Origin of the sequence: Allostella sp. (assembly GCF_041913585.1) — a bacterium.
Classification (GTDB): Bacteria; Pseudomonadota; Alphaproteobacteria; order ATCC43930; family Allostellaceae; genus Allostella.
Genome location: NZ_JAYSFE010000007.1, coordinates 34,684 through 45,492 on the forward strand (window position 1 = coordinate 34,684; position 10,809 = coordinate 45,492).

8 protein-coding genes are annotated in these 10,809 nt (G+C 71.8%); 2 read left to right on the forward strand and 6 right to left on the reverse strand.

Translation table 11 applies throughout. The features are described 5' to 3' along the window. Positions 1-91: 91 nt before the first annotated feature. Positions 92-874: a response regulator gene (locus ACE3Q3_RS02670; protein ID WP_374441410.1), complete on the reverse strand. Its 783-nt coding sequence runs from the start codon at positions 872-874 to the stop codon at positions 92-94. Next, positions 871-3,537 carry a PAS domain S-box protein gene (locus ACE3Q3_RS02675; RefSeq protein ID WP_374441412.1) on the reverse strand — a complete coding sequence of 889 codons (2,667 nt, stop codon included), beginning with the start codon at positions 3,535-3,537 and terminating at the stop codon, positions 871-873. Before ACE3Q3_RS02675 ends, ACE3Q3_RS02670 begins: the two co-directional genes overlap by 4 nt. Positions 3,538-3,639: 102 nt before the next feature. On the opposite strand from ACE3Q3_RS02675, the gene ACE3Q3_RS02680 reads away from it, so the two are divergent. Beyond that, positions 3,640-4,848: a CoA transferase gene (locus ACE3Q3_RS02680; RefSeq protein WP_374441414.1), complete on the forward strand. Its 1,209-nt coding sequence runs from the start codon at positions 3,640-3,642 to the stop codon at positions 4,846-4,848. Positions 4,849-5,029: 181 nt separating this feature from the next. Beyond that, the gene (locus ACE3Q3_RS02685; protein ID WP_374441417.1) at positions 5,030-5,860 is read left to right on the forward strand and encodes a response regulator; all 831 of its coding nucleotides are present in this window, start codon (positions 5,030-5,032) and stop codon (positions 5,858-5,860) included. A gap of 157 nt (positions 5,861-6,017) precedes the next feature. Here ACE3Q3_RS02685 and ACE3Q3_RS02690 read toward each other — a convergent pair whose 3' ends face one another. The 4 genes from ACE3Q3_RS02690 to ACE3Q3_RS02705 all read right to left on the reverse strand — a co-directional run. Next, positions 6,018-8,468 carry an FAD-dependent oxidoreductase gene (locus ACE3Q3_RS02690; protein WP_374441420.1) on the reverse strand — a complete coding sequence of 817 codons (2,451 nt, stop codon included), beginning with the start codon at positions 8,466-8,468 and terminating at the stop codon, positions 6,018-6,020. An 8-nt stretch (positions 8,469-8,476) separates the two neighbouring features. After that, positions 8,477-9,292, reverse strand: a complete 816-nt coding sequence (locus ACE3Q3_RS02695) for an ABC transporter permease (RefSeq protein WP_374441424.1) — start codon at positions 9,290-9,292, stop codon at positions 8,477-8,479. Next, entirely contained in the window at positions 9,292-10,167 is an 876-nt protein-coding gene (locus tag ACE3Q3_RS02700) for an ABC transporter permease (protein WP_374441427.1), read from the reverse strand. The genes ACE3Q3_RS02695 and ACE3Q3_RS02700 overlap by 1 nt, the downstream gene beginning before the upstream one ends. Continuing rightward, positions 10,164-10,809, reverse strand: a 646-nt coding sequence (locus ACE3Q3_RS02705; protein ID WP_374441430.1) for an ABC transporter ATP-binding protein, incomplete at its 5' end; no start/stop codon positions are given. The genes ACE3Q3_RS02705 and ACE3Q3_RS02700, both read right to left, overlap by 4 nt.

The following is a 10,809-nucleotide window of genomic DNA, read 5'->3' on the forward strand; positions in this document are numbered from 1 at the left end:
CCGGTGGCGCCGGCGACAGGCCGGCGTTCGACGGCTGGGAGGAATAGCGACGCCCGGTTTCCGGCCGATCACGCGGCGCGGGATTCGTGTTTCAGTCGGGTAACAGTCCCGTATCGGCTGCGCCCGGGCAGGCGAAGATGTAGCCGGCGCCGCGCGCGGTGCGGATCACCGCCGGCCGGGCCGGGTCGACCTCGATCTTGCGGCGGATGCGGGCGATGCGCATGTCGATGCTGCGATCGAAGGAGTCCGCCTCGTCACCGTGGACGAGCCCGAGCAGTTCGTCGCGCGAGAGCACCCGGTTGGGATTGCGGGCGAACGCGCCGAGGAGGTCGCATTCCGAGCGCGTGAGCCGGATCGCCCGTCCCTCCGGGCAGCGCAATTCGCTGGCCGCAGGGTCGAACTCGTGCCGGCCGAAGCGCACGGTCGGCAATGTGCCCGCACGGGGGGCCGACCCGAGCCCACCCGAATCGGGCGGGGCCGGATCGATCCGGCCGGCGCCGCACCGGCCGCGCCGCCGCAGCACGGCCCGGACGCGCGCCAGGAGTTCGCGGAGGTCGAGCGGCTTGGCGACGTAGTCGTCGGCACCCACTTCGAGCCCGACCACGCGGTCGACGATGTCGCCGACCGCGGTCGCCATGACGATGCCGACATCCCTGGTCGAGCGCAGTTCCCGCGCCAGCGACAGGCCGTCCTCGCCCGGCATGCGGACATCCAGGACCACGAGGTCGACCGGCGCCGCCGCCAGCATCCGCCGCATCGCCGCGCCGCCGTCGGCCGCGCGCGTCTCCAGGCCGTGCAGGCGGAGATAGTCCGCGACCGTCTCCCGCAGGTCCGCCTCGTCGTCGACGACGAGGATGCTGGCGGCGGCGGTCATGGACCGGCGGCGCCGCCGCCGATCGCAGCGACGAGACGTGACAGGTCGGCCGGGGTGATCGGCTTCTCCAGGTAGGGCCGCCCGCTCCTGGCGAGGAAGCGCTGGGCCCGGCTGCCCATGGCGTCGCCGGTGATGAAGCCGAGGCGGCGCACCGTCTCCGGCTGCTCCTCGGCGAGGATGCGGTAGAGCGTCTCGCCGTCGAGTCCCGGCATCCGGAGGTCGCTGAGGACGAGGTCGAAGGTGCCCCGCCGCAGGTGCAGGAGCGCGTCGCCGCCGGACATGGCGGTCTCGACCCGGTCGCCCTGCCGCCGCAGCATCGCCGCGAGCACGTCCGCCACGTCGACCTCGTCGTCGATCACCAGCACCCGCCGACCGGCCGGTTCCGGCTCCACCGCCGGGGTCTCCGGCGTCGCCGGCGCGGCATCGCCGACCGGCAACCGGACGGTGAACACCGCGCCGCCGGTACGGCCGCCGTCGAGGGTGATGCGGCCGCCGTGGCCCTCGACGACCCGGTGGCAGAAGGCGAGCCCGATGCCGGTGCCGCTGCCGATGCCGCGGGTCGTGAAGAACGGCTCGAAGGCCCGCGCCCGGAGCTCGGGCGGAACGCCGGGACCGGTGTCGCGAACCGTCAGGACGACCGCGCGTCCACCCTCCGCGACCGCCGTCGTCAGCGTCAGCAGGCGGTCGCCCGCCACCTCGCGCATCGCGATCTCGGCATTGAAGATCAGGTTGGTCAGGACCTGGGCCAGCTGATCGGGATCGCCCAGGATCGCCGGCAGGTCGCGGGCGAGCCGCATCCGCACGCCCACTCCCGAGGAGCGCAGCGCGTGGCCGGCGACCTCCACGGCCTCGCGGATCGATTGGTTGAGGCACAGGCTCTCGGACCGCCGTGGCCGGCGGCGCGCCATCGCGAGGAAGGTCTTGACGATCCGGACGCAGCGGTCGGCGGCCCGCTCCAGCCGGCCGAGACGCTGGACGAGCGCGGGATCGCCGCAGGTCTCCTTGAGCAGGAGCGCCTGGCCGACCACCACGGAGAGGGGATTGTTGAGCTCATGGGCGACCCCGGCGAGCAGCTCGCCCAGCGCGGCCAGCTTCTCGCTCTGGTGCAGGGCCTCGCGCTGGCGCGCCAGCTCCGCCTCGACCGCGTGCCGCTCGCTGAGATCGAAGGTGCAGCCGACGACCATGCGCTCGCCATGCATCTCGATCGTCCGCGCCGAGATGGCGGCCGGAAAGCGCACGCCGTCGCCGCGCCGCAGCTCGGCCTCGAACCCGTCGACGAGACCGTCGCGCAGCAGCCGCGCCTTGAGCCGATCGCTGTCGGCGGGATCGACGAACGCGTCGCGGGCATAGGCCGGAGCGCCATCCGGCCGGCCGCCGTAGAGGCTGCGCGAGGCCGGGCTCTGGTAGATGATCTGGCCATCGGACAGGCGCGTCATCTTGATCGCGACCGGGCTGGCCTCCAGGACCTTGCGCAGCAGTTCGGCGCTGTCGCGCACCGCCCGCTCGGCCTGGCGGATCGCGGTCACGTCGGTGCGCACGCACACCAGACTGCCGTCCGAGAGGCGAGAGGTCCCGACGATCATCGTCGCCCCGCTCTTCAGTTGCAGCTCGATCGAGTCGCCATCCAACGAACACAGGCGCTGCATCAGGCGCGCCGCCTCCCCGGGGGCGCCGTCGAACGCACAGCCGTCCACGGCCGAGAGCATCGGGATGGACTTGGCGATCAGCTCGCGCCGCTTCTTGCCGATCATCTCCTCGACCGGGCGCCCCATGGCCTGGGCGGCGGCCTCGTTGCACAGCACGATGCGGTCGTCGGGGCCGGTGATGGTGAAGCCCGCGGGCAGCCGGTCGATCGCCTCGCAAAGCCGCTGCACCGAACGCTCGCGCTCGCGCTCGGCCGCGACCCGCCCGCTGATGTCGCGGAACTCGGCGACGAAGAGGGTGCCGCCGTCGAGGCGCACCGCGAGGATCGTCAGTTCGGCCTGGAACTCGCCGCCGCCGCCGCGGCGCGCCGTCACCTGCAGGCGGCGGGCGGTGCCGGCCGAGGGGATGCCCTGCAGCCACCGGGAGACGGCGGCATCGTCGAGCGGCCCGCCGGCATCGGCGGCCACCAGGTCCGAGAACCGCGTTCCCACGGCCTCGGCGTGCGCCCGGCCGAACATGCGCTCGGCCACGGGATTGAACTCGACGACGCGGCCATCCTCCCCGACGGTGACGACGGCGTCGAGCGCCGAGCGCAGCATCGCCGACATCAGCACCGTCGCATCGGCAGCCCGCGCCTCGGCCTGCCGCTCGCGGGTGATGTCGACGACGGTCGAGGCGAACCCGTCGTCGGCCGCGATCAGGCGGTCGCGCACCCAGATGGACCCGTCGCTGCCGAGAAGACGGTACTCGACCTCGGTCGTTCCGGCCTCGGCGACCCGGCGCAGGGCCTGCGCATAGCGCCGCCGGTCCTCCGGATGGACGAAGCCGGACCAGCCGCGGCCGCGCCGGGGCAGGGAGCCGAGCCAGAGGACCGCGTTCGCCGAGACGAACAGCAGCGGCGCGCCCGCCGCCAGCCGGGCGGCATAGCGGACGACCGGCCCCTCGCCGACCAGGGCCGACTGCAGTCCCGGCGGCAGCGACGCGAATGCGGGATTGGAAGACTCCGCGGGAAATGCCATCCATCCCTCCCGAGCGACGATCACCGATCGGTCGTCGCAGCGGCCGGATCGGTTCTGTCCGATCCCGAAGAATCTTGGGCGGATACGCGAGGGAGTGGCGGAATGGCGGGGATTCTGTCGGGGTTGCGGATCGTGGAGGGCTCCGCCTTCGTCGCGGCGCCGCTCGGCGGCATGACGCTGGCGCAGCTCGGCGCCGACGTCATCCGCTTCGATCCGATCGGCGGCGGCATCGACCATCGCCGGTGGCCGGTGACGGAGTCGGGCGAGAGCCTCTACTGGGCCGGCCTCAACAAGGGCAAGCGCTCGATCGCCATCGACCTGCGCTCGCCCGAGGGCCGAGAACTGGCGACGGCGCTCATCACCGCGGACGGTCCCGGTTCCGGCCTGTTCCTCACCAACTTCCCGGGCACCGGCTGGCTCGACTACGCGCGGCTGAAGGCACGTCGTGCCGATCTCATCATGCTGAACGTGGTCGGCGCCCATGACGGCTCTTCGGCCGTCGACTACACGGTCAACTGCGCCGTCGGATTTCCCGCCATCACCGGGACCGAGGGCGCCGCCAAGCCGGTCAACAACGTCATGCCGGGCTGGGACGTCGCCGCCGGCCTCACCGCCTGCGTCGGGCTGCTCGCGGCCGAACGGCACCGCCAGGCGACCGGCCAGGGGCAGCTCATCCGGCTGCCGCTCTTCGACGTCGGCCTGGCGGTCGTCGGCGCGCTCGGCATGATCGGCGAGGCCGAGATCAACGGCACCGCGCGCCGCGCCTGCGGCAACGACATCTACGGCGCCTTCGGCCGCGACTTCCCCACCGCCGACGGCCGCCGGGTGATGGTGGCGGCGATCAGCGAACGCCAGTGGTCGGCTCTGGTCGCGACGACCGGGCTCGCCGCCAAGTTCGCGCTCGTCGAGCAGCTCTACGAGGTCGACCTCCGGAAGGAAGGCGATCGCTTCCTCGCCCGCGACGGCATCGCCGCCGTGCTCGGTCCGTGGATCGCGCGGCGGACGCTGGAGGAGGTCCGTCAGGCCTTCACCGCCGGGGACGTGCTCTGGGGTCCCTATCAGGACATCGGGCAACTGCTCGCCGAGGATCCGCGCGCCAGCACCGACAACCCCCTCATCGGCATCGTCGACCAGCCCCGCATCGGGAGCTACCGGGTGCCGCGCGCGACGCTCGACTTCGCCGCCGTCGAACGGCTGCCGGCACTGGCGGCACCGGCGCTGGGCCAGCACACCGACGAGATCCTGGCGGGCATCCTCCGCCTGCCGGACCATGCCATCGGCGACCTGCGCCAGCGAAAAGTCGTCGCCTGACGGGAACCCTGCGCCGCGGGCCGCGTTCCCGCAACGGGATGCGACGGGTTCACGCCATCGGGGGATCGGCTGCGCGGCGGGGCGCGGCGGCCGGCCTGCCGTCCGGCCTGGAGCCGCAAGCGCCCCTTCCCCTCGGACGCCCGACCCGCGAACCGCCCACTCAGCGCAGGGACCATCGACCATGACCGACCCAGGACGAGCCTCCGTCGCCGCCCACCTGCCCTACCTGCGCCGCTATGCGCGCGCCCTCACCGGCTCGCAGGCGGCGGGCGATGCCTGCGTGCGCGGCTGCCTGGAGGCGCTCCTCGCCGATCCCGACCGCGACCGGGCGCAGATGATGAGCCGGGCGGACCTGTTCGTGCTCTTCCACAAGGTGCACGAGCGTCTGGTGCTGCCGCCCGACGACTTCGCCGACGACGACGATCTGCTGGAGGACCCGCTCGACCGCGGCGTCGCGCAGCGTGTGCGCGGCCTCTCGGAGCGGAACCGGCAGGTGCTTCTCCTGACGCATACCGAAGGTTTCCCGATCCCGGAGGTCGCCCGCATCATCGGCGAATCCCAGGAAATGACGGTCGACATGCTCAACCGCGCCTGGGACCAACTGCGGGCGCAGCCGAGCGCCCAGGTGCTGGTGATCGAGGACGAGCCGATCATCGCCCTCGACATCGCCGGCATCCTCAAGGACATGGGCCATGACGTGATCGGCGTCGCCGCGACCTCGGACCAGGCGATCGCCCTCGCCAAGGCGCGCAAGCCGTCGCTGGTGCTGGCCGACGTCCAGCTCGAGGACGGCAGCACCGGCATCGACGCGGCCGCGCGCATCCTGGAGATGCTGTCGGTCCCGGTCGTCTTCGTCACCGCCTATCCGGAGCGCCTCCTGACCGGCGAGCGCATCGAGCCGGCCTTCCTCGTCGCCAAGCCGTTCGAGCCGCAGACCCTCGAGGTCGCCGTCTCCCAGGCCCTGCTGTGCGGCGCCGAGGCGAACATCCTCCGGCAGCCGAAGGTGGCGTGAGGCGGCTTCTCATGCCAGGTCCGGCGACGCCCCGCTCGGGTCGAGGAACGCGGACCGGATCGGCCGCTCCAGCGTCCCTCGGCTGCGCGTTCCGCTTCGCTGCGCTGCGTGCACGCGGGGGACGCAACGGCGGTCGGGGGCAAGGCCGGGCTTGGCATCAGCCGCGGATGCGCACCCCCTTCGGGTCGTAGAAGGGGGCCAGCTGGGCCGTGGCGGCGTGCCGCTCCCACGCCACCTCGACCTCGAAGCGGCCCGCGGCCAGCCACTCCGCGGTGACGCCGTCCGGGTTCGCCACGTAGCCCATGCCGAGCGAGGCGCCGATGCGGTGCCCGTACATGCCCGACGTGGTGCTGCCGACGATGGCGCCGTCGCGCCATACCGGCTCCTCGTGATGCAGCGAGGGCCGGTCGTCGGCGAGGCGGAACTGCACCAGCCGGCGCTTCGGCGTGCCGGCCTCGCGGATGCGCAGCAGCGCGTCGCGGCCGACGAAGCCGCCCGGCTTGTCCCAGGCCACCGCGAAGCCGAGCCCGGCCGCGACCGGATCGTCCTCGCCGCCGATGTCGTGGCCCCAGTGGCGATAGCCCTTCTCCATCCGGCAGGCGTTCATGGCGTGATAGCCGGCATGGCCGAGCCCGAACTCCGCACCTTCGGCGACGATCCGGTCGAAGACGTGAGCCGCGTACTCGGCCGGGACGTAGAGTTCCCACCCGAGTTCGCCGACATAGGTGATCCGGCTCGCCCGCACCGTCGCATAGCCGATCCCGACCTCGCGCGAGGTCGCGAAGGGAAAGGCGTCGTTGGACATGTCCTCGCCGGTCAGCCGGGCCATCAGGTCGCGCGAGCGCGGCCCCATCAGCCCCAGCATCGGCAGTCCCGAGGTGACGTCGAGGACGAAGACGCGTGCTTGGGCGGGCACCTGCGCCTCCAGCCACGCGCGGTCGCGCGTCTGCGCCGCCCCGCTCGTGACCACCAGGAACCGGGTCTCGGCGAGCCGCGTCACCGTCAGGTCGGCCTCGATGCCGCCGCGGGCGTTGAGCCACTGGGTGTAGACGACGCGCCCGACGGGGCGGTCGATGTCGGCGGCGGAGACGCGGTTCAGCAGCGCCAGTGCGTCCGGCCCCTCGACCAGGAACTTGGCGAAGGAGGACTGGTCGAAGAGCGCCACCCGGTCGCGCACCGCGAGACACTCGGCCGCCGTCGCCGCGAACCAGTTCTGCCGGCCCCAGCTGTATTCGTACTCGGGGCGCGACCCCGGCTCGCCGAACCAGTTGGGACGCTCCCACCCCGCCATCTCGCCCATGCAGGCGCCGGCGGCGACCAGCCGGTCGTGGAAGGGCGAACGACGGGTGCCGCGGGCGCTCTCGACCTGCCGGTAGGGCCAGTGCATGGCGTAGAGCAGGCCCAGCGTCTCGACCGTGCGGTCGCGGAGATAGCGCGGGTTCGACTGGAAGGGCTGCATCCGGCGCACGTCGACGTCGGCCAGGTCCATCGGCGGATGGCGGTCGCGAATCCATTCCGACAGCACCTTGCCGACGCCGCCCGAGCTCTGGATGCCGATCGAATTGAAGCCGCAGGCGACGAAGAGGTCGCGCACCTCCGCCGTCTCGCCGAGGAGGTAGCGGTCGTCGGGCGTGAAGCTCTCCGGCCCGTTGAACCAGGTCTGGATGCCGGCCTCGGCCAGGATCGGCAGGCGGCCGATCGCGCGCTCCAGGATCGGCTCGAAATGGTCCATGTCGGGGGGCAGGCTGTCGAAGGCGAAATCGTCCGGGATCCCGTCCATGCCCCAGGGCTTGGCGACCAGCTCGAAGGCGCCGACCAGCATCTTGCCGGCGTCCTCCTTGTAGTAGGCGCTCTCGTCGGGCACCCGCAGCACCGGCAGGTCGCGCGGCACGCCGGCCAGCGCCTCGGTGACGATGTAGAAATGCTCGGCCGCGTGCAGCGGCAGCGACACGCCGACGGCCGCCCCGAGCGCCCGCGACCACATGCCGCCCGCCAGCACCACCGTCCCGGCGCGCAGTTCCCCCTGCGCCGTGCGCACGCCGACGGCGCGCCCGCCCTCGACCAGGATGCGCTCGACGGCGACGCCCTCGACGATGCGGGCGCCGCCCATGCGGGCTCCCTTGGCATAGGCCTGGGTCACGTCGACCGGGTTCGCCTGTCCGTCCTTCGGCAGGAAGACGCCGCCGACCACGCCATCGAGGTCGAGCAGCGGGTACTTCGCCTTGATTTCGGCCGGCCCGATGACGTCGACGGCGAGGCCGAACATCTTGGCCATCGAGGCGCCGCGCTTCATCTCGTGGAAGCGCTCGGCGTTGAGCGCGACCGAGACAGAGCCGTTCTGCTTGAAGCCCGTCGACTGCCCGGTCTCGCGCTCCAGCTCGTAGAGCAGGTCGGAGGTGTATTTCGCGAGCTCGGTCATGTTGCGCGAGGCGCGGAGCTGGCCGATCAGGCCGGCCGCGTGCCAGGTGGTGCCGCAGGTGAGCTGGCGGCGCTCCAGCAGCACCACGTCGCGGATGCCGAGCTTGGTCAGGTGGTAGGCGATCGAGCAGCCGATGATGCCGCCGCCGACGATGACGACGTCGGCGCGGGCGGGAAGCGAGGCGGTCATGGTGGGTCCTATCGCGCGCCGGTGCGGCGGTCTCCGAAGACGAGGCCGAGCGCCAGCAGGGTGAGCGTGAGGGCGACGAGCAGGGAGGAGATGGCAGCCACCGTCGGATCGATCTCGTCGCGGAGCGCGGTGAACATGCGGCGGGTCAGCGTCGCGTTCTCGCCGCCGCTGATGAAGAGCGCCACGACCACCTCGTCGAGCGAGGTGATGAAGGCGAGGAGTGCGCCCGAGAAGACCGAGAACCGCACCTGCGGCAGGGTGACGGTGAGGAAGGCGACGAGGCGGGACGCGCCGAGGCTGCGCGCCACCCGCTCCTGGTTCATGTCGTAGCCCTTGAGGCCGGCCAGCACCGTCACGAAGACGAAGGGCATGGCAAGGCAGACATGGGCCAGCACCAGCCCGGTCAGCGTGTTGTTGAGGCCGATGCGGGCATAGAGGAAGAAGACCCCGATCGAGACCAGGATCAGCGGCAGGATCAGGGGCGCGATCAAGGCCGTCTCGACCAGCCGCGACAGCTTCGAGCGCGAGGCGTGCAGGCCGTAGGCCGCCATGACGCCGAGCGGGGTTGCCACCAGCATCGTCAGCACGGCCGCCTTGAGGGAGACCAAGGTCGCGTCGCGCCATTCGACCGAGCCGAAATAGGCCTGGTACCAGCGCCAGGAAAGCTGCTCGGGCGGAAAGCGCAGGAAGCGCGTGCCGCTGAAGCTCATCGGGATGACGATGATCGTCGGCAGCACCAGGAAGAGCAGGATCAGGAACCCCAGCGCATAGAGCCAGAGGCGGCGGCCGCGGCCGATCGGCACGCCCGAGACCGGGTCGGCCATCACCGGCCGCCGATCGCCTGTCCGACCCCGAAGAGCCGGTTCATGATCCAGAGGATGCCGAGCGTCACCACCAGCAGCACGACGCCGAGGGCGCTCGCCGCGCCCCAGTCGGAATAGACCGCGACCGACCGCTCGATCGACATCGACCACATCAGCACCCGTCCGCCGCCCAGCACCGCCGGGGTGACGTAGAAGCCGAGGCAGAGGACGAAGACCAGCACGATGCCCGCGAGCAGGCCGGGCAGGGTCAGCGGGAAGAACACCTGCCAGAAGGATCTGATCGGTGAGGCGCCGAGGCTTGAGGCCGCCTTGACGTAGTCGCGGTCGACCGCCGTCATCGCGGCATAGAGCGGCAGCACCATGAAGGGCAGCATGATCTGGGTCATGCCGATCGCGGTGCCGGTGAAGTTGTGGACGAGGCGCAGCGGCTGGTCGACGAGCCCGAGGTCCTGCAGCCAGCTGTTGACGACGCCGCGGCGCTGCAGGAGCACCAGCCACGCGTAGGTCCGCACGAGCAGCGAAGTCCAGAACGGGAAGAGCACGCAGACGAAGATGATCGCCCGCCAGGCCTTCGGAACTTGGCTCATCAGGTAGGCCAGCGGATAGCCCAGCAGGCAGCAGATGCCGGTGACGAGGAAGCTCAGCTCCAGCGTCGTCTGGAAGCTGCGGGTGTAGGCCGGATGCAGCATCCGGGCATAGTGGTCGAGCGTGAAGGCGCCCTGCTCGTTCTGGAACGAGAGCGCGAAGAGCCAGCCGATCGGCAGGAAGATCACGAGGCCGATCAGCAGCACCGCCGGCGAGCAGAGGAGGAAGAGACCCCGTGCCTCCCGCCGCTCGGCGCGGGCGAGCGCGGCCTCGTTGGCACCCGCACTCATCGCACCGCCTCGGCGGCGACCAGGATCGTGTCGTCGGGATGGAGGCCGAGCGCCACCGGTTCGCCCGGCTGCGGCAGCCGGCGCAGCGCCGCCCGCCGGGTCGGCTGGCGCATGGCGATGTGGGCGCCGTCCGCGGTCCGCACCTGGAGCAGGAAGCTCTCCCCCTGGTAGACCGAGCCCTCGACGGTCCCGTCGATGCGGTTCAGCCCGTCGCCCGCGTCGTCCAGGATATCGAGCTTCTCCGGCCGCACGACCAGCAGTGCCGGACCGGCGGGCAGCGGGACGCCGTCGGCGAGCCGCAGCGTCCGGCCGCCGAGCCGGACCGACCCGCCCGCGACCGTGACCGGCAGGAAGTGCGACTCACCGACGAAATCGGCGACGAAGCGGTTGGCCGGGCGCTCGTAGAGACGGTCCGGCACGTCGATCTGGGCGAAGCGGCCCTGGTCGATGACGGCGACCCGGTCCGACATGGTCAGCGCCTCGCGCTGGTCGTGCGTGACGTAGACGGTGGTGATGCCAAGCCGCTCGTGGAGCTGGCGGATCTCGATCTGCATCTGCTCGCGCAGCTTCTTGTCGAGCGCCGACAAGGGCTCGTCCATCAGCAGGATGCGCGGCTCGAAGACGACGGCGCGGGCGAGCGCC

Bases quoted from the DNA above. Each gene is read 5' to 3' on its own strand.
- ACE3Q3_RS02700 (WP_374441427.1), bottom strand. From the start codon at position 10,167: ATGAGTGCGGGTGCCAACGAGGCCGCGCTCGCCCGCGCCGAGCGGCGG.
- ACE3Q3_RS02690 (WP_374441420.1), bottom strand. From the start codon at position 8,468: ATGACCGCCTCGCTTCCCGCCCGCGCCGACGTCGTCATCGTCGGCGGC.
- ACE3Q3_RS02680 (WP_374441414.1), top strand. From the start codon at position 3,640: ATGGCGGGGATTCTGTCGGGGTTGCGGATCGTGGAGGGCTCCGCCTTC.
- ACE3Q3_RS02695 (WP_374441424.1), bottom strand. From the start codon at position 9,292: ATGGCCGACCCGGTCTCGGGCGTGCCGATCGGCCGCGGCCGCCGCCTC.
- ACE3Q3_RS02675 (WP_374441412.1), bottom strand. From the start codon at position 3,537: ATGGCATTTCCCGCGGAGTCTTCCAATCCCGCATTCGCGTCGCTGCCG.
- ACE3Q3_RS02670 (WP_374441410.1), bottom strand. From the start codon at position 874: ATGACCGCCGCCGCCAGCATCCTCGTCGTCGACGACGAGGCGGACCTG.
- ACE3Q3_RS02685 (WP_374441417.1), top strand. From the start codon at position 5,030: ATGACCGACCCAGGACGAGCCTCCGTCGCCGCCCACCTGCCCTACCTG.